Origin of the sequence: uncultured Tateyamaria sp. (genome assembly GCF_947503045.1) — a bacterium.
Taxonomy (GTDB): Bacteria; Pseudomonadota; Alphaproteobacteria; order Rhodobacterales; family Rhodobacteraceae; genus Tateyamaria.
Genome location: NZ_CANNCF010000004.1, coordinates 44576 through 62509 on the forward strand (window position 1 = coordinate 44576; position 17934 = coordinate 62509).

The 17934-nt window shown below is 59.9% G+C and carries 17 protein-coding genes; 9 read left to right on the forward strand and 8 right to left on the reverse strand.

Features of this window, described 5'->3' with window-relative positions; translation table 11 throughout:
* Positions 1-71: 71 nt before the first annotated feature.
* Both Q1A89_RS16460 and Q1A89_RS16465 read left to right on the forward strand, forming a co-directional pair.
* Complete coding sequence (locus tag Q1A89_RS16460; protein WP_299730725.1) at positions 72-398, forward strand: conjugal transfer protein TraD; 327 nt, start codon at positions 72-74, stop codon at positions 396-398.
* A 1-nt stretch (position 399) separates the two neighbouring features.
* On the forward strand, positions 400-645 hold the full coding sequence (locus Q1A89_RS16465) for a conjugal transfer protein TraD (protein ID WP_299730728.1): 246 nt from the start codon (positions 400-402) through the stop codon (positions 643-645).
* A 38-nt stretch (positions 646-683) separates the two neighbouring features.
* Here the strand turns inward: Q1A89_RS16465 and Q1A89_RS16470 are convergent, their stop codons facing one another.
* The 3 genes from Q1A89_RS16470 to Q1A89_RS16480 form a co-directional block, all read right to left on the reverse strand.
* The gene (locus Q1A89_RS16470) at positions 684-1859 is read right to left on the reverse strand and encodes an integrase arm-type DNA-binding domain-containing protein (protein ID WP_299730731.1); all 1176 of its coding nucleotides are present in this window, start codon (positions 1857-1859) and stop codon (positions 684-686) included.
* Between the two features lie 192 nt (positions 1860-2051).
* The gene (locus Q1A89_RS16475; RefSeq protein WP_299730734.1) at positions 2052-2702 is read right to left on the reverse strand and encodes a DUF924 family protein; all 651 of its coding nucleotides are present in this window, start codon (positions 2700-2702) and stop codon (positions 2052-2054) included.
* Positions 2703-2804: 102 nt separating this feature from the next.
* Positions 2805-3884: a LacI family DNA-binding transcriptional regulator gene (locus Q1A89_RS16480; protein WP_366524504.1), complete on the reverse strand. Its 1080-nt coding sequence runs from the start codon at positions 3882-3884 to the stop codon at positions 2805-2807.
* Between the two features lie 92 nt (positions 3885-3976).
* On the opposite strand from Q1A89_RS16480, the gene Q1A89_RS16485 reads away from it, so the two are divergent.
* The 7 genes from Q1A89_RS16485 (at position 3977) to Q1A89_RS16515 (ending at position 11178) form a co-directional block, all read left to right on the forward strand.
* Positions 3977-5218 carry an ABC transporter substrate-binding protein gene (locus Q1A89_RS16485; protein WP_299730740.1) on the forward strand — a complete coding sequence of 414 codons (1242 nt, stop codon included), beginning with the start codon at positions 3977-3979 and terminating at the stop codon, positions 5216-5218.
* An 85-nt stretch (positions 5219-5303) separates the two neighbouring features.
* Positions 5304-6221: a sugar ABC transporter permease gene (locus tag Q1A89_RS16490; protein ID WP_299730743.1), complete on the forward strand. Its 918-nt coding sequence runs from the start codon at positions 5304-5306 to the stop codon at positions 6219-6221.
* On the forward strand, positions 6214-7119 hold the full coding sequence (locus Q1A89_RS16495; protein ID WP_299730746.1) for a carbohydrate ABC transporter permease: 906 nt from the start codon (positions 6214-6216) through the stop codon (positions 7117-7119). The genes Q1A89_RS16490 and Q1A89_RS16495 overlap by 8 nt, the downstream gene beginning before the upstream one ends.
* 8 nt (positions 7120-7127) lie before the next feature.
* On the forward strand, positions 7128-8207 hold the full coding sequence (locus Q1A89_RS16500) for an ABC transporter ATP-binding protein (protein WP_299730749.1): 1080 nt from the start codon (positions 7128-7130) through the stop codon (positions 8205-8207).
* 14 nt (positions 8208-8221) lie between these two features.
* Positions 8222-8986 carry a sugar phosphate isomerase/epimerase gene (locus Q1A89_RS16505; protein WP_299730752.1) on the forward strand — a complete coding sequence of 255 codons (765 nt, stop codon included), beginning with the start codon at positions 8222-8224 and terminating at the stop codon, positions 8984-8986.
* Positions 8979-10100 (forward strand): Gfo/Idh/MocA family oxidoreductase, encoded by a 1122-nt coding sequence (locus Q1A89_RS16510; RefSeq protein WP_299730754.1) that lies wholly within the window; start codon positions 8979-8981, stop codon positions 10098-10100. The genes Q1A89_RS16505 and Q1A89_RS16510 overlap by 8 nt, the downstream gene beginning before the upstream one ends.
* A gap of 22 nt (positions 10101-10122) precedes the next feature.
* Entirely contained in the window at positions 10123-11178 is a 1056-nt protein-coding gene (locus Q1A89_RS16515; protein WP_299730790.1) for a sugar phosphate isomerase/epimerase, read from the forward strand.
* A 21-nt stretch (positions 11179-11199) separates the two neighbouring features.
* On the opposite strand, the gene Q1A89_RS16520 is transcribed toward Q1A89_RS16515, so the two are convergent.
* The 5 genes from Q1A89_RS16520 to Q1A89_RS16540 form a co-directional block, all read right to left on the reverse strand.
* Complete coding sequence (locus Q1A89_RS16520) at positions 11200-11586, reverse strand: response regulator (RefSeq protein WP_299730792.1); 387 nt, start codon at positions 11584-11586, stop codon at positions 11200-11202.
* 108 nt (positions 11587-11694) lie between these two features.
* Complete coding sequence (locus Q1A89_RS16525) at positions 11695-12507, reverse strand: HAMP domain-containing sensor histidine kinase (protein WP_299730795.1); 813 nt, start codon at positions 12505-12507, stop codon at positions 11695-11697.
* 89 nt (positions 12508-12596) lie between these two features.
* A complete protein-coding gene (locus Q1A89_RS16530; RefSeq protein WP_299730798.1) occupies positions 12597-15821 on the reverse strand; it encodes a chemotaxis protein CheB in 3225 nt (1074 codons plus the stop codon).
* Between the two features lie 125 nt (positions 15822-15946).
* Entirely contained in the window at positions 15947-16336 is a 390-nt protein-coding gene (locus Q1A89_RS16535) for a response regulator (protein ID WP_299730801.1), read from the reverse strand.
* The gene (locus Q1A89_RS16540) at positions 16329-17882 is read right to left on the reverse strand and encodes an ATP-binding protein (RefSeq protein WP_299730804.1); all 1554 of its coding nucleotides are present in this window, start codon (positions 17880-17882) and stop codon (positions 16329-16331) included. The genes Q1A89_RS16535 and Q1A89_RS16540 overlap by 8 nt, the downstream gene beginning before the upstream one ends.
* Positions 17883-17934: the final 52 nt, after the last annotated feature.

Here is a 17934-nt window from a genome sequence, read left to right on the forward strand (position 1 = left end):
CCCGGCGACTCTGCTGCCTTCTGCAAGCTGGCCCGTTATTCTCTCTGCATCAACACGTTATGGAGGCAGGAATGCGCAAACCACGGGATTACGACGCGGAGTTGAAAGGACTGGAGCAGAAAGCAAAAGAGCTGAAGACCCGCAAGGTGCAGCAGCTTGGCGAACTCGTTATTGCCACCGGAGCAGACGGGTTCAGCGCCGAAGAACTCGCCGGTGCGCTGATCGTGCTGGCCGAGACCACGGATACCGGCAAGAAGGAGGCCTGGTCAAAACGCGGGGCAGCGTTCTTTCAGCGCCGGTCGCGGAGACCTGCAAAAGCGACTAACCGCAACGCGAAAAACGCTCCGGCGCAATCTGGCGGCGGGCAACCGGGATCAGGCGACAAAGGCGCGGCGTGACATGCGCAAGTGGCAAGTCGCACGCCGCAAACGCACACGGCATCTGATCGAACTTGGAGGCCTCGTCGTCAAGGCCGGGATCGTGGAGATCACCGGCGATGACCGCGCGCTTATCTACGGTGCGCTGCTCTGGATGGCCGAAAAGCTTGAGAGCGAACAAGGCGCGCATGCGCGAGAAGTTTGGGCCGAGAAGGGGAAGAGCGCGTTCGATGCGGATCAGGAAGAGGAATTGCCCTCAGCTAGGTGACGTTCAAGATGTCGGCTGCCTGCGCCGTCCCCATAACGTTACCCTATGCACAGCTGAGCCCACCTCTGCATCAGCGGCCGCCGCTGATCCAGAAAGTCGGTCTTGCGATAGGTCCGGACCACCTTGCTGTCGGAGACGTGCGCCAAGACCATCTCGGCCACCTCATGCGGGGCGTCCGTCTCTTCGGCAAGCCAAGTCCGCAGGCTGGACCGGAAGCCGTGTGGACGTGCTTCCAGCCCTCTGCGCTCCATCAGCCGCGCCATCGTTGCGTCACTGATGACCCCTTTGCGTACAGAAGGAAAAAGATTGCCATCGCGCTCGAAGGGACGGGCAAGCTCGATAACACGCTGTGCCTCATCGCTGAGGGGGACGCGGAAGTCCTCGGCAGCGCCGAGGCGCGCCTTCATGTTCTCGGCGGGTACGATCCATATATCGCCGTCGATTTCTTCCAGCCGCGCAAACCGCACGGGCCGTGAGCGAAGCCCTGTAAGGATGAGCAGTCGCAGCGCGAGATGCGTGATCGTTGGCTCATCAATGGAGGCGTAGAACGCCGGGACATCCTCCCACGGCATACTCGGGATCGACGTGACCTCGTGCCGCTGCCGACCGAGGAGTTGCTTCGCCTTGGCAACCGCCTGCAGGTCGACATCGAGACCCAAGGCGACTGCATGGTCCAACACGATCTTGAGGCGATTGGCGGCCTTCGTGGCGGTCGCAGCCTTGGAATGCCAGATCGGGGTCAAGGCGTCTCGGACATCGCTTTGGGTGATCTCGGTGACAGGCATGCGTCCGAGTTTGGGCAGCACATGATGCTCCAACGGGCTGTACCAACGTCCGGCAGTCCCGTCGCCCTTGAGATCGGCCTTGCGGCTCTCGAAGGCGTCCAATGCGACATCCTTGAGGAGATGCCGATTGCGCATTGCGTCCTGGCGTTGTCTGCGCCGATGTTCGATGGGGTCTTTGCCTTTGGCGACCAAAATTCGATAGTCCGAGGCGAGTTCCCGGGCGTCCTTCAGGGGGAGTGCCTTCAGTCCACCGAGACCCATTTCCCGACGCCGCCCGTAAAGCGTGTAGCGAAAGACCCATTGGCCGCCGCCATCCTCGCGCTTGATCAATCGGAGGCCGTGGCCATCCTCGTGCTTACCTGGCGGCGCAGATTTGATGAAGAAGGCTGTTAGGTTCCCCAAGAATATATCCCCCAAATTATCCCCCATAGGTTACGGGATTTGCTGGGATGGCGCAAGAACTCCTGAGAGCGCTATGCCAAGAAAATACATTAATTTCAATCTTCTAAGGTACTATATGGGATCATCTGAGATCAGAATGCCATGCCGTGTGGGGGCACCATTTCCCGAAACTCTCAGTTTGTCCGGCCAGTCCTGCTGGACTGGTCATTTACATGATCCCTATTGGGTCGCGTCTGGCGTCGCAGGCGTGTTGTGCGGGAATTCGCCCTTTCTCACGTAAAGAGCCTCATCCGGGGTTGAGGGCCGTCCAAGGATGTCGTTGCGATGCGGGTGACGTGCGAACCTTGCCACGACGTCCTTCACCCTGCCATGTTGCACCCGCAGGCCGTCGCCGAGGGGGGCCAGATGGGCGGGCATACCGGCGATTATTTTCTCAACGACATTGTCCAGCATGTTCATCCGGTCAAGGTGATCGGGACCTTCGCAGTGGCCGATGGCGATGACGAAAAAGGTTTGTTCCCAAGGGGTCAGGGAATCGAAATGCCCGTTGCGGATCCCTTCGAGCGCGAGGTGCGTGGCCTTGATGTCCTGCGCGTAGGCCGCGGGCGTGTCGCGCCAGAGTGACCGGGGAAACTGGTCCAACACGATTAGCAGAGCCAAACGCCCACGCGCAGTTTCGGACCAATGGTCGAGCTGTCCTGTGGCGCCTGCAAGGGTCAGGTCGGCAAAGTGTTCGATGATGGCAGTGTCCATGCCACCCTGCATGCGCTCGTTCCAGAAAGCGCGATGTGTCTCTGGACTGTCCTGATGGCCATTGTCCGGAAACCAGAAGTCGAGGACGTCTTGCATGTGATGATCTGGGTCGCGCATCTGAAGGCTCCGGTTGGTCAAGGAGATTTCCGACGGGTAGAACATTCTGCGCATCGAGGCAAAGCACGCCACGCGCTGGCACTGCACGGGATGCGCGCGCGGTCAGCCCGGTGCTGCCGTGCTTTCGCGGACGACCAGTGACACTGGAATGATGGCGATGGGCTCGTCTCCGCCGGTGTTGGGGGATTCGATCCGCCCCATCAGCATATTCGCCGCCGTTTCACCGATCAGCAGGCGGTCTTGCCGGATCGAGGTGAGGGCAGGGATGAACTGTTCGGCAAAGTCGATGTCGTCAAATCCCATGACAGAAACGTCCTCTGGCACCCGAAACCCATGGCGGGACAATTCGGCGATGAAGGCCATGGCCAGTTGATCCGACGCGCAAAACACCGCTGTTGAGCGATCTTCCATCGCGATCCACGCCTGCGCTGCGGCACAGCCTGCGGAAATCGAAAAGTCGCCCGCGATGATCCATTCGGGTTTCAGTTCCAGACCAAGCTCGGAAATCTGCGCCACAAACGCATCCTTGCGGGTGTGCATCAACACATTGCCCTCAGGGCCGGTCACATGGGCAATCTTGCGATGGCCAAGGCTGTACAAATGGTTCACCGCCTCGCGTGCCCCTTGGCGGTTTTCGCAGCGTACCGTCGGAAAATCAGCGCCCTCGACCCATTCGCAGGCAAACAGGATGCGCTTGGTCTGGCGGGCGTTTTCGAGCATCGAAACCACGTCGGGATCAAGCCCGCCATCAAGGATGATCATGCCGTCCGCGCGCGCATCATCAAGGTAATCGAGCAGCCGCTCGCCGCTGTCATGCACCTGTTTGGTGCTCGCAATCAGCATCGAATATCCGCGATGGGACAACTCTCGGGAGATGCCTTCGAGGATTTCGGAAAAGAACGGATTGGCCAGATCGGGCAGCAAAACGAGTACCGAATGCGCACGCTGCGTGCGCAGATTTCGGGCCGCCCGATTGATCCGGTATCCGGTGGTTTTGACAGCCTCGGACACCCGGGTGCGAGTCGATTCGGACACCACATTGGGGTTGGACAGCGTTCGTGACACCGTCGCGGTCGATACTCCCGCTACACGGGCAACATCTTGAAGTGTCGAACTTTTCGGTGCCATTTCGCCTCGTTTCTGAACTGAGCTTCTGCAATCGATTACATTAATTCTTGACATGCTCGTCAACGATAAAGTCTTTTGTAATCGATTGCAGGGTTGCGCGATCACGAAAATCAAAGGCGGAAATCCGCATTTTCTGGGAGGAAAAAATGTCTAATGTCCTGAAGTCTGTTTTGCTTGGCACCGCGTTCGCCGCGACGTCCGTCACGACGGCCGTTGCTGACGGGGTCGAGCTGGAAGTCACCCATTGGTGGACGTCCGGCGGAGAAGCCGTTGCGGTGTCCAAATTCGCTGATGCGTGGAACGCAACCGGCAACGTCTGGGTTGATGGGGCCATTGCAGGCTCGGGAGGGACAGCGCGCCCGATCATCATTTCCCGCATTCTGGGCGGAGACCCGATGGCGGCGACACAGCTGAACCACGGACGTCAGGCCGAAGAACTGATCGAGGCTGGCCTCATGCTGGACCTGACGGATGTCGCCGAAGCCGGGGGCTGGGCCGATATCGTGAACCCGCCCGCATTGCTCGAGTCCTGCACGCTTGATGGCCGGGTCTATTGCGTGCCGGTGAACATTCACTCTGGCCAGTGGATCTGGCTGTCCCATGACGCCTATCAAAAGGCCGGTATCGACGTGCCGTCCGACTGGAACGAATTTGTTGCCACCGCGCCCAAACTGGAAGAGGCGGGTATTCTGCCACTGGCCATGGGTCAGCAGGGCTGGCAGCAAAACCTCGCCTTCGGGGCGATCACCATCGCGGTTGCAGGCACCGATGCCTGGCGCGAGGTCACCGTGAACAAGAACGCCGATGTGGCGCGCGGTCCGGAATATACCGCCGTATTTCAAGCGGTCGCAGATGCGCGCGAACTCGCACGTGGTTCGAACGTGCAGGATTGGAACCAGGCGACCAACATGGTCATCACGGGCGAGGCCGGTGGCCAGCTGATGGGTGACTGGGCGCAAGGCGAATTCGCCGTGGCCAAACAGGTCGAGGGCCAGGATTATTCCTGCCTGCCGGGTCTGGGGCTGAACCAGGTTCTGGATACAGGCGGGGACGCCTTCTACTTCCCCGTCAATGACGATCCCACAATCACGGCCGCACAGAAAGAACTGGCGGCGCTGCTGATCTCTCCTGACGTGCAGGTGTCCTTTAACCTCGCCAAAGGGTCGCTGCCGGTGCGCGGCGATATCGATATGTCCACGGCAAATGGTTGCATGCAAAAGGGTCTGTCGATCCTGGCCGAAGGCGGCGTGCTGCCCTCGGGCGACCAGTCCCTGTCAGCGGATACACAGACCCAGATCGAGGACTTGATGGCACAGTTCTGGTCGGGTGACATGTCTGCGGCTGATGCACAGGAACGCTATGCTCAGCTGATCGAAGACGCAGACTAAGCGGTTCTCCCACCGCTGGCCCGGCGGTACGCTGCCGGGCCGCACACTACTTCCACCACTCACACCCCCATTTGGAGCCGACACGATGACCGTGGCCTCGGACCCCCAGACACAGCCGGCCAAGCGCCCGCACCGCCTGTTCAAGAACCTCATGGCCAAGCTGGCCTCGATCCCGATGATCCTGACAGCACTTGTGGTTTTTGTAGGCGGCACAGCCTGGACCGTGACATATTCCTTCACGGGTTCGCGCATGCTGCCCAAGACGAAGTGGGTCGGATTTGATCAATACGAACGGCTTTGGGAGTCGGATCGTTGGATCATTTCGATCAAGAACCTTGGCATTTACGGGATCTGTTCGATGATCCTGACACTGGTGATCGGCTTTACACTTGCAGCCTGTCTTGATCGCAAAATCCGGTTCGAGGCCGCGTTCCGCACCATTTTCCTATACCCCTTCGCGCTGTCCTTTGTGGTTACAGGGCTTGCGTGGCAGTGGATCCTCAACCCCGATTTCGGTCTGCAAAGTGTCGTGCGTGGCTGGGGTTGGGAGACGTTTTCCTTCAACCCCATCAACGACCCCGACACGGTGATGTTCGGCCTGCTGATCGCGGGGCTGTGGCAAGGCACGGGGCTGATCATGTGCATCATGCTGGCCGGCCTGCGCGGCATCGACGAAGACATCTGGAAAGCCGCGCGCGTGGACGGAATCGGCACTGTCAAAACCTATGTCGTGGTCATCATCCCGATGATGCGTCCGGTCTTTATCACGTCGCTGGTGCTGATCGCCTCGGGCATCATCAAGCTCTACGATCTGGTGGTTGCTCAAACCGGGGGTGGGCCCGGGCTCGCCTCGGAAGTGCCCGCAAAATACGTGATTGAATTCATGTTCCGCGCCCAGAACCTCGGGCAGGGGTTCGCGGCCTCGACCATGATGCTGTGCTCGGTTGTGATCATCCTGATCCCGTGGGCCTATCTCGAATTCGGAGGGCGCAAACGTGGTTGATACAGCAATAAACCCCGCATCCGGTCCACGCGGACCAAAGCCGAAAAAGAGCTTTTCGCGGGGCAATATCATTCTTTACGGCACGCTGATCATGGTGTCGGTCTACTACCTGCTGCCGCTTTACGTGATGGTTGTGACCTCGCTCAAGGGCATGCCAGAAATCCGCATGGGCAACGTGTTTGGCCCCCCGATGGAGATCACGTTTGAGCCCTGGATCAAGGCCTGGGCCGAGGCTTGCACCGGCATCAACTGTGATGGCCTGTCGCGCGGGTTTGGCAATTCGGTGCGCATCCTGATCCCGTCGATCCTGCTGTCCATCGGGATTGCCTCGATCAATGGATACGCGCTGTCGAACTGGAAGTTCAAAGGCTCAGAGGTGTTCTTTACAATCCTCATCATCGGCGCCTTCATTCCTTACCAAACCATGCTCTATCCCATCGTGATCCTGCTGCGCGAGGTCGGCCTGATGGGGTCCATCGGCGGGCTGGTTCTGGTGCATACCATCTTTGGCATGCCGATCCTGACCCTGCTGTTCCGCAACTATTTCGCCTCGATCCCCGAGGAACTGTTCAAGGCCGCGCGGGTCGATGGCGCCGGGTTCTGGCAGATCTATTTTCAGATCATGCTGCCCATGGCGCTGCCCATCTTCGTGGTCGCGATCATCCTGCAAGTCACTGGAATCTGGAACGATTTCCTGTTCGGCGTGATCTACACCAAACCGGCAACCTACCCGATGACCGTGCAGCTCAACAACATCGTCAACTCGGTGCAGGGGATCAAGGAATACAACGTCAACATGGCGGCCACCCTGCTTACAGGGATGGTGCCACTCGTCATCTACTTTGCCTCAGGCAAACTCTTTGTCCGCGGCATCGCCGCCGGCGCAGTCAAGGGCTGATCTTTCTCATGGCACACTCAGTTGAAATCAAGGACCTCGATCTGAATTTCGGAGCGGTCAAGGTTCTCAAACAACTCAACCTCGACATTTTCGAGGGCGAATTCCTGGTGCTTCTTGGCTCTTCGGGATGCGGGAAGTCGACCCTTCTGAACTGCATCGCCGGGCTGCTTGACGTCTCGGACGGCCAGATTTTCATCAAGGGCGAGAACGTCACATGGGCTGAACCTTCGGATCGTGGCATCGGCATGGTGTTCCAGTCCTACGCGCTATACCCGCAGATGAGCGTGCGCGGGAACCTGTCCTTTGGTCTCAAGAACGCGCGGGTGCCCAAGGCCGAAATCGCCGAACGTGTGGCACGCGCGGCAGAGATTTTGCAGATCGAACCCTTGCTGGATCGCAAGCCCGGAGCGCTGTCAGGCGGGCAACGTCAGCGGGTGGCCATCGGGCGCGCATTGGTGCGGGATGTGGACGTGTTCCTGTTCGATGAACCCCTGTCCAATCTGGATGCCAAACTGCGCACCGACCTGCGGGTCGAACTCAAACGTCTGCACAAGCAACTCAAGAACACAATGATCTACGTGACCCACGATCAGGTCGAGGCGATGACGCTGGCCGACCGCATTTCGATCATGAAAGACGGGATGATCCAGCAACTGGATTCGCCCGAGGTGATCTACGCCAAGCCGTGCAACAAATACGTGGCCGACTTTATCGGTTCTCCCGCGATGAACCTGTTTTCGGGACAGTTGACGGGTAGTCGCTTTACCCATGAGGGGTTCGAGGTCGATGTGACGGGCTATGAGTTTGCCCAACCGACACGCCCGGACGGTAGCGCATGGCTGGGCATTCGCCCCGAACATATCCTGACCGGTGAAGCAGCGACCGGGGCCTCGTATTCGGGCACCGCTGAAATCGACATCGTCGAGCCCATGGGCTCGGACACGTTGGTCTGGATCAACTTTGCGGGCCAATCCGTACGGGTACGTACCGAAGGGCAATCGGGTCTGAAATCGGGCGACACGCTGACCATCGGCTTTGATGCCGCGCGGCTGCATCTGTTTGATGTGGCGACTGAAATTCGTCTCTAGTTCGGGAAAACAAGATGAACGTAGCACTGCAACTCTACTCCATGCGCGATTGCGCAGATCAAATTGCCCTGCTTGGCGAACTGCCCGCGATGGGGATCACCAAAGTCGAAGGATATGGCGGCGTTTACGGCGACCCGGAAGGCTACCGCGCGGCCATGGACGCCAACGGCGTTACCATGGGGTCGGGCCATATGGGTCTGGCAGACGTCGAGGCGGATTTCGACGGCACCGTCAAACTCGCCAAGACGCTGGGGATGACCCGGCTGTTTGCGCCATATCTTGATGCCAGCGAGCGCCCGGATACGGCGGCAGGCTATATCGATCTGGCGCAGCGTCTGAACGCCGCCTCAAAGCGTTACGCGGATCACGGCATCGACTTTGGCTGGCACAACCACGACTTTGAATTTGTTGCCCTCGCAGATGGCAGTGTCCCGATGGAGACGTTGCTGGACAACGCGCCCGACATCACGTGGGAGGCGGATCTGGCATGGATCGTGCGCGGCGGGCGTGACCCGATGGACTATGTGCAGCGCTATGGCAACCGGATGGCCGCCGTTCACGTCAAGGATATCGCCGCCGAAGGCACCAACATGGACGAAGATGGCTGGTGCGACCTCAGCGCGGGAACGATGGACTGGGCGGCCCTGTTGCAGGCGTGCCGTGGCCAGTCCGACAATCTGATCTATGCGCTGGAACATGACAAACCCAGCGATCCGATGGGCTATGCCCGCCGCTCGGCCAGCGCTTTCAACACGTTATGGGAGAACACGCATGACTAAGGATCTGGGCGTCGGCATCATTGGATGCGGCAACATCTCATCGGCTTACCTCAAGCTCGCGCCGACCTTCAACGGCTATGATATCCGCGCCGTGGCCGACATCAACATGGACAGCGCCACCGCCCGGGCGGCCGAATTCGGCGTTCGGGCAGACAGCGTCGAGGGGTTGCTTGCCGCAGATGACATTGATCTGGTGATCAACCTCACAATCCCTGCCGCCCATGTGGACGTGTCGCGCGCGATCCTGCAGGCGGGCAAGCACGTCTATTCCGAAAAGCCCTTTGTGCTCAGCCCTGCCGAGGCGCAGGAACTGGGCCAGATCGCCGAGGCGAACGGGCTGCGCATCGGCTCGGCCCCCGACACCTTCATGGGCGGCAGCCATCAGCTGGCGCGCAACATCGTGGACAGCGGTGCCATCGGCACGGTGACCTCGGGCGTGGCGGTCGTGATGTCCTCGGGCATGGAAGACTGGCACCCGAACCCGGATTTCTTCTTCAAGAAAGGGGCAGGGCCCATCCTCGACATCGGGCCCTATTACGTGTGCAATCTGGTGCAGATGCTTGGGCCTGTGAAACAGGTCACCAGCTTTACTGGTGCCGCCCACCCGACCCGCACCATCGGCAATGGCCCCCGCAACGGAGAGGTCATTCCCGTCGAGACACCGACAACGATCCATTCGGTCCTGTCCTTTGAAAGTGGGGCCATCATCACGCTGCTGGCCAGTTGGGATGTCTGCGCCAGCAACCACCCGAGCATGGAACTGTACGGCACCAAGGCCACGATGAACGTGCCCGACCCGAACTGGTTCGGGGGCACGCTGACGGTGACCGAGCGGGGCGGCGCACCCGTGGATCATTCCTGGGATCACCCGTTCTCTGTGCCCAATTTCGAAGAGGTGCACGCCAATTATCGCGGCGCGGGGCTTGCCGACATGGCGCTGTCCATCGCCGCCGGGACGACACATCGCTGCAACGCGGATTTTGCCACCCACGTGGTCGAGGTCATGACCGCGATTCTGGACGCAGGCGAGCAGGGCAAAGTCATCACGCTGAGCACCACATGTGCGCGCCCCGACGTTCTGGACCCTGAACAGGCTCGCGCCTTACTGGCCTGAGCGCCGATATTTGGAGAGTGACATGAGTGATTCCATCAAGGGCCCGGCGCTGTTTCTGGCCCAGTATCTGGGCGATGATGCGCCGTTCAATTCGCTGCCTGCGATCGTCGAATGGGCGGCGGGGCTTGGGTACAAGGGCGTGCAGATTCCGACATGGGATGCGCGGGTCTTTGATCTGGACAAGGCCGCGTCGAGCCAAACCTACTGCGATGAAATTGCAGGCATTTGTGCGCAGCACGGGATCGCCATCACCGAACTGTCCTGCCATCTGCAAAGCCAACTTGTGGCGGTGCACCCGGCCTATGACACGGCCTTTGACGCCTTTGCGCCCGCAGAGGTGCACGGCAATCCAGCCGCGCGGCAGGCCTGGGCGGTTGATCAGGTGACCAAGGTCGCCAAGGCGTCGCGCAACCTCGGGCTGACAGGGGCCGTGGGTTTTACCGGCTCACTCGCCTTTCCCTATCTCTACCCCTGGCCGCAGCGCCCCGATGGGCTGATCGAAGAGGCCTTTGGCGAACTGGCCGCGCGCTGGAAACCGCTGTTGGATGTCTTTGACGGCGAGGGGGTCGATTTGGGATTCGAAATCCACCCGGGCGAAGACGTGTTTGACGGCGCCACCTTTGATCGATTCCTGACTGCACTTGATGGCCATCCACGCTGCAAGATCACCTATGATCCCTCGCATTTTCTGCTGCAGCAGATGGATTATCTGGGGTTCATTGACGTCTATCACGACCGCATCAGCGCCTTTCACGTCAAGGATGCCGAGTTCAATCCCACCGCGCGGCAGGGCGTTTATTCGGGTTATGCCGACTGGACGGAGCGGGCGGGCCGGTTCCGCTCGCTTGGCGACGGACAGGTCGATTTCTGCGGCATCTTTTCGCGCCTCACACAATACGGATTTGATGGCTGGGCCGTGCTGGAATGGGAATGCTGCCTCAAACATCCCGAACAGGGCGCTGCCGAGGGCGCGCCGTTCATCGCGCGCCATCTGATCCAGCGCACGGACAAGACATTCGATGATTTTGCCGGAGGCACGTCTGATCGCGCAGGTCTGCGCAAGATGATGGGCGTGTAGGCGGGCAGCGCCCGTCCGGCCCTAGCTGGTCAGTGTGGCAACGACCTCTTCGCTGGTCACATGCGAGATCATCGTGATCAACTCGTCGATGTCGACCGGCTTGCGCAACACCCAGCGGGCGTTTCGGGACATGCCGAACAGCTCACCGTTGGGAAACAGTCCGCTGCCGGTCATGAAGATCACAGCAGAATGCGGGGCAGAGTACACGGCGTAGTTGGCCACATCGGTCGACAGGCCGCCGCCGATCATCAGATCCAGCAACAGCACATCCGGCGTGCGCCGCCGCAGCACCTTCATTGCCGACTCGTTGTCTGATGCCACATGCACAGTGTGACCCTCGCCACTCAGCGCCTCGCGCATCACGAACTGCAAAGCGGAATCGTCTTCAAGCAATAAAACCGTCGCCATCGCACACTCCGTCGCATCGTTGTGCAATCCAGTAACACCCCACGCTGAAGAAGGCCTTAAAAGCCGGGCAAAAGCATGGCGATGACGTTCAAATGTGAAATAAAGGCGTCAGATCGGATCGGAAAACGCGACCTCGAACGTCGCGCCACTTTGCCCGTCCGATTGCGCGCTGATCTCCCAGCCGTGGCGGCGGCAGATTTCATTGCAGATCGCCAGCCCAAGGCGACCGGGCATGTCTCCCTCGGGCTGCGCCGGTAGAAAGATGGCGTGCCGGGCGTTGGGATCAAAGCCGTTCCCTGTGTCGCGCAGCCGCAGGATGTGATCCTCCAGCGGGTCCGACGACAGATCGAAGGTCAGCGTCAGCGGCCGGTCAGGATGGGCATGTTGTAACGCGTTGCGCAACAGATGTGACAGCATCAGGTGCAGCAAATCGGGGTCCGCCATCACTGTACATGCAGGCACATCAAGCCCGATCCGGTGCTGGTCTGACGGGCTGACATCCGCATCCAAAACCGCCTCAAGACACTGGCGCAGGTCGACACGGCGAAGATTGACAGTGGCAGAGGCGTTGCGCGTCTGGGTCAGAAACGAGGCTGTCAAATCGTCCATCTGCTGGATGGAGCGGGCCATATACTCCAGGTATTCCAACATCTTGTCGGGCATGTCAGCCGCGAACTTGGCCTGCAACAGATGCACAAGGCCCGACATGGTATTGAGCGGTGTGCGCAGATCATGGGCTGTGACATGGGCAACGGTGCTTTGCCGGATCAGCGCCTCGTGTAGCGCGAGGATGGTGTCACGCGCCGTCACGGTCGTTTGGACCGCATCCTCTTCCGACCAGGTCGTGTGGGGCAGGGCAGACATGGATGCCGCGCGCGCGGTGTCAGCGCCAAAAACCTGGGCCTCTGCTGGTTTGCTCATGCTGCCTCCGTGATGCGCCGGCGGGCACTCGTGCGCCGCATTTCGAAGATGCGTCAGTAAGGTTAATGGCCTCTTAACACTCGCGCGGATCAGGCGACCGAAACGGCATCCTGATGGGCACTGACTTGGCGCAGGCTGCCATAGATATGGGACACTTTCTTGTCAGCGCGCCGGCGGACATGGGCCTTGCATTCGCATTCGATCGGCTGCCCATCCGCGCCCAGCACCGAGAACCGCATATCGAACGCCTCACCATGCTCAAGCGCGTCACGGAAATGGGCGCTGACATGGTCACGCATCTCGCCGTGCACCTTTTGCAGCAGACTTTCGACCGAGGGCATATGGGTCTCGGAGTCGTAATCCAGCAGGGCATACATCGGCTTGTTCCAGCGCGGCGCGTTGTTCTCGACATCGAAGGAGAAGAAGCCGATGCCCAGATCGTCCTGCACCGATTGCAGGCTGTCCAGATGCACGTTGCGCTCGTTTTCGTTGGCGGTGTCCCAGATGACACCGATCAACTGGATCGCGGTCCCGTCAGAATTGCGGATCAAGGTGGTCTTGCCGCTGACCGACACGATATGGCCCGAGGAGTCAAATACGCGCTGTTCGATCTGAATGCTGCCGCCATCTTCGATCAGTTTTTCGGTGGCCTTGATCACCCGCTCGCGATCCTTGGGGTGGACCATGTCGATGGTGTCATCCCATGTGGGCGCGGCACCCGACGACGGTCGGCCATAGATGGCGAACATTTCGGGCGACCAGAACAGCTCCTTGGTGTCGAGGTTGTAGGACCAGTGGGCGACATGACTGATGTCGCTCATCATCTGGACAACCCGTGACAGGGGCTCGCTGTCATGCTGGGTGACAGTGATCGACAGGCCAATCAGCTTGTTGTGATGGTCATGGACCGGGGACATAACAAGCGCGAAATACTTGCCCCGGGACAGCACCGGCATCCGCCGGACTTCCTGAACGCGCAACACGGTGTTGGCAATCGGGGCGAGGGCGGGAAAGCCGATGGGCAGGTTACACTGGCTGAGGTGAATGCCGGTCGGGGGAATGTTGCTCAGCCCAAACAGATCCATCGCGACGCGCGACAGACGGCGCACCATCAGGGCCTGATCGGCCAGGGCGACCGCATATGGCGCAGACGTCATTGTCGCCTCAAGTTCAGAGGCGAGGGCCTGTCGTTCGGCCGAGCTGATCTGCAACTCTTCGTTGACGGTCATCAACTCTTCATTGCTGGATTGCAGTTCCTCGTTCGAGGTTTCCAGTTCCTCGTTGGTGGCCTGGAATTCCTCGTTGGTGGATTGCAGTTCCTCATTGGCCGATTGCAGTTCTTCGTTGGCGGTCTGCAACTCTTCGATGGTTTGCTGCAGGGCCTCCTGGGTGGCGCGGATCTCATGCTCCATCCGGGTGACATAGGCGCGGTGTTCATCATCCGAGATATCGGCGGCCTTCACCGTGCTTTCGTCCTCGAACTTGGCGTCGATGGACACAAGGCACTGCATCTCGCCGCCTTTGAGGCCGGAATAGGGGAACACCTGCATCTGCACCCGGTTGCCCACACTCAGCGACACGCTGTGCCAGCGTCCGGCGCGACGGGTGCCACTGCGCAGGGCAACGGCGATCAGGCTGCCCGCCTCGACACGCAGCGGTTCGATCAGCATCTTGAGGTTCAGCGCGGTCGACGCCCCGGCGCGGATTTCCATGAACGGACTGAGATCGCCCAGCACTTCGATGATGTTGCCATTGCGGGTGCAGATCATCCCGTTGGGTGCAACGACGCGGGCCAGCGACTTTTCGGACTTTTCCGACACCTCGTCGCCCTTTGAGGTCGTGGCCGACCGGTCCGAGCCGCGCAATTTTCGCTGGTAGATGCGGTTGGACGGATCGATGGACAACTCGCCCGACATGCCCCGCCGCTTGGCAAAGACTTTGTCCGCACCCTGACGGCTTTCGAAAAAGACGCCCATTTCGCCAACCGTTTCGGAGGTGCCGAGGAACAGCAGCGCGCCCTTGCTCATCGCATAGTGCAGGCGGCTGAGGACGCGTTCCTGCAGGGAAAGGTTGAAGTAGATCAACAGGTTACGGATGCTGACCAGATCGACATTGATAAAGGGCGGGTCCTGGAAAACGTTGTGATGGGAGAACAGCGTGACGTTGCGCAGCTCCGGGCGCACTTTCAACTCGGTGTCGCCCACCACGAAATAGCCCTCAAGAAGTTCGGGCGGGATGTCCTGCGCGGCAGAGATCGGGTAGACGCCGCGGCGCGCAATCTCGACCGCGTTCTGGTCGATATCCGTGGCAAAGACCTGCACGTTCTGTTTGGCCAATTCGTGTATGCCGCCCAGAATTTCCGCCAGCGTGATGGCAATCGAATAGGCCTCTTCGCCCGTGGCACAGCCCACAACCCAGACGCGGATCGGGCCGTCGCCGCGGTTTTCAAGGCTGATGCGCAGCTCGGATTCCAGCGATTCAAATTGGTCCGGGTCGCGGAAAAACCGGGTGACCGAGATCAGCAGATAACGGTGCAGCGCATCCACTTCGCTGACATTGGTGCGGCAATAGTCGACATAGCCGTCATAGTCGTCGATATCGAGCGCGGTCATGCGCCGCGCGATGCGCCGGTTGACGGTGTTTTCCTTGTAATCGGCAAAATCGACCTGGGTGCGGGCCAGCAGAATGCCAAACAACTCGCTGAGCGGATTGGGGCTGTCTTCAAGCGTGCGCAGCCCGTCGAAATCCCGCGGACGGGCAAGGATTTTTTCCAGATGGGTGCCGATCTGCTCGGGAGACATGGTCAGGTCGACACAGCCGGTTTCCGTCGCCGAGGTGGGCATGCCGTCATATTTGGCGGTGGCCGGATCCTGGGCAATGGTGATGCCACCGGCCTCGCGGATGGCCTGAATGCCATAGCTGCCGTCCGACCCGGTGCCTGACAGCACAATCCCCATGCAGCGCTCTCCGCATTCGGCGGCAATGCTTTTGAACAGGCGGTCGGCGGATGGTTTGGGCGAGGCTGAATGCCCCGCCGGATTGCGCAGGCGCAACAGGCCGTTTTCCAGCGTGACGTCCGTGTTGGGCGGGGTGATGTAGATGGTGTCGACCTCGGGCACCGTTTCGGGCTCAAGCTCGCGCACCTGCAACTGCGTCTCCCGCGCGATCAGGGTCGACAGCACGCTTTTGTGGGTGGGGGACATATGCTGGGCCACCACGTAGATCGCATTTGCGAACTTGGGCAGGTTCTGGGCCAGCAGCGACAGCGCCTCCAGACCGCCTGCCGACGCGGCGATGCCGATAACGCGGGGCAACTCATCATTGCTGGCGTCGGCATCCTGCTCGACAGGGGTTTCGGTGATCGGGGAATCGTCCAGAGCAATCTTCCTTCTCGGCCTGAGGGACAAAGATACACGCGTAGGTGGTCTTTGATGTCAGATCAGGCGGCGACGCAATAGCGATCGATCAGTTTCAAAAGATTGCCGGGAGACACGGGTTTGCTGGCATAGCCATTCATCCCCAGTTTTTCGACACGGGCATCGTCGTGATAATTCACGTCCGCTGTCACGGCGATGATCGGGACCTCGCGGGGCGGGTCCATCTCGAGCGAGCGGATGTGATCCGTCGCATCGATACCAGACATGCCCGGCATGTGCAGATCCATCAGAATCAGCCCATATCCGTCCGGATCATCGGCCAGGGTTTCGCACCCTTCCTTGCCGTCTTTGGCCAGTGTCACCACCACCCCCAGAGTTCCGATGATCTCTTTCATCATGAAGCGGGTGAATTCGTCATCCTCGACCAGAAGTACTTTCTTTCGATCAGCCATTGTGCGTATCCAACCTCACATTGCAACCAAGGGTTATCAAGAAACGGGTCGAGAAACCATCCCTTTCCTCGGTGTCGAGCTTCAGTTCTGCATCCATCAACTCAGATATTTCGCGGCTGATCGTCAGACCCAGTCCGCTTCCGCCATGCGCCCGACGCAAACCAGCGTCACTTTGGGTAAAGCGTTTAAAGACACTCTTGCGCTGCACGGTACTGATTCCCTCTCCGGTGTCGGCCACGCTGATTTCCAAACCGTGCGTGTCCTTGCCTTCAACGCGCATCGCGACGCGATGGACACCAATGTGGATTTTGCCGGACGTCGTGAATTTGGCCGCATTGTCGGTCAGATTTGTCACAATCTGTGTCAGCCGAGCGCCGTCGAGGTTGTAGGCATCATCCAGATCCGGGTCGACATCCATCGAAACTTCGATCGATTTCTGGTGGAAATGAACCGACGCGACGGCCGTGTCGCGCCACTGTTCGGAAAGGCGGCGCAGGTTCGTCGGATTGCGCACAATTGTCACGGCTTTGGAGTCCAGTCGCGACACTTCAAGCACGTTGGTCAACTGGTTGTGCAGCGCCTGCGCGGCCTTGGTGGCCACATGGGCATAATGGCGCTGTTTTTCCGGCACTTCCTCGGCCATCTCGATCAGATGCAGGAAACCGAGGATGGCGTTCAGCGGCGTGCGCACTTCGTGGCTCATCGTCCCGATAAAGCTTGAGCGGACCGACAGGGCCTCGCGCGCCTCTGCCTCGCTCTTGATGCGTTCCTGCACCTCGCGTTGCAGATCGCTCAGCGCATCGCGGGCACGTTGTTCAAAGTTGCGGATCGCAGAGACGATACTGTCCAGATCGTCGGGCATGGGGCGCTGTTTGCGATCCAGCCTCAAGTTGAGGACGCCATTCTGGACATTGGTATCATCCACATGTGCCGCAATGTTGCGCAGGTGCCGCGTGATCAGGACATGCGCGACGTAAAACAGGGCAAGGGCCGCGATATAAGCCTTGGCCAGGTTCGTCAGCAGTGTGATCCAGAATTGTTCCCAAATGCGGGCGATGACGGCGTCCAGCGACACATGCACTTTCAATTTGCCCAATAACTCGGGTGGTTCGCTCAGGTGTCTGTGGGTCAACGCGTAGATTTGCGAGGGCGACTCTTCGCGCGCGGCCCCACGCTCCCAGCGGTCCCCGGTCACACTGGTCAGTTCAAGATAGCTGACAGCCTCGTTGGCGGCGACACCGTCCAGGATGACGTCGATCTGGTCGAAATCCAGCGTCCAGAGGGCGAATTCCAGCGTCTGCCGCAGCGCCTGATCAATCTGATCCAGCACGGCCGTCGCATCATCTCTCTGGCTTTGATAACTGAGGAGCAACTGAACACCCGTCGAAAACACTGACAGAACCGAACCGATCAAAAGAGAATAGACAACCAGCCGCGCGCCCAGGCTGTTGCGCCACAACCCGCCCATCATATTGGAACAGGACACGCGATGGCACCAAAGGTGACTGGGACGTCGCGTGGTCCTGTCCAGGCTGTGCACGCGCATGTCACAGCGCCTGTCCCGCGCGGGCCAGTGGCGCCACGCAGTCCCGGCACGT

Bases quoted from the DNA above. Each gene is read 5' to 3' on its own strand.
- Q1A89_RS16460 (WP_299730725.1), top strand. From the start codon at position 72: ATGCGCAAACCACGGGATTACGACGCGGAGTTGAAAGGACTGGAGCAG.
- Q1A89_RS16465 (WP_299730728.1), top strand. From the start codon at position 400: ATGCGCAAGTGGCAAGTCGCACGCCGCAAACGCACACGGCATCTGATC.
- Q1A89_RS16470 (WP_299730731.1), bottom strand. From the start codon at position 1,859: ATGGGGGATAATTTGGGGGATATATTCTTGGGGAACCTAACAGCCTTC.
- Q1A89_RS16475 (WP_299730734.1), bottom strand. From the start codon at position 2,702: ATGCGCGACCCAGATCATCACATGCAAGACGTCCTCGACTTCTGGTTT.
- Q1A89_RS16480 (WP_366524504.1), bottom strand. From the start codon at position 3,884: ATGTCAAGAATTAATGTAATCGATTGCAGAAGCTCAGTTCAGAAACGA.
- Q1A89_RS16485 (WP_299730740.1), top strand. From the start codon at position 3,977: ATGTCTAATGTCCTGAAGTCTGTTTTGCTTGGCACCGCGTTCGCCGCG.
- Q1A89_RS16490 (WP_299730743.1), top strand. From the start codon at position 5,304: ATGACCGTGGCCTCGGACCCCCAGACACAGCCGGCCAAGCGCCCGCAC.
- Q1A89_RS16500 (WP_299730749.1), top strand. From the start codon at position 7,128: ATGGCACACTCAGTTGAAATCAAGGACCTCGATCTGAATTTCGGAGCG.
- Q1A89_RS16505 (WP_299730752.1), top strand. From the start codon at position 8,222: ATGAACGTAGCACTGCAACTCTACTCCATGCGCGATTGCGCAGATCAA.
- Q1A89_RS16510 (WP_299730754.1), top strand. From the start codon at position 8,979: ATGACTAAGGATCTGGGCGTCGGCATCATTGGATGCGGCAACATCTCA.
- Q1A89_RS16515 (WP_299730790.1), top strand. From the start codon at position 10,123: ATGAGTGATTCCATCAAGGGCCCGGCGCTGTTTCTGGCCCAGTATCTG.
- Q1A89_RS16520 (WP_299730792.1), bottom strand. From the start codon at position 11,586: ATGGCGACGGTTTTATTGCTTGAAGACGATTCCGCTTTGCAGTTCGTG.
- Q1A89_RS16525 (WP_299730795.1), bottom strand. From the start codon at position 12,507: ATGAGCAAACCAGCAGAGGCCCAGGTTTTTGGCGCTGACACCGCGCGC.
- Q1A89_RS16535 (WP_299730801.1), bottom strand. From the start codon at position 16,336: ATGGCTGATCGAAAGAAAGTACTTCTGGTCGAGGATGACGAATTCACC.
- Q1A89_RS16540 (WP_299730804.1), bottom strand. From the start codon at position 17,882: ATGCGCGTGCACAGCCTGGACAGGACCACGCGACGTCCCAGTCACCTT.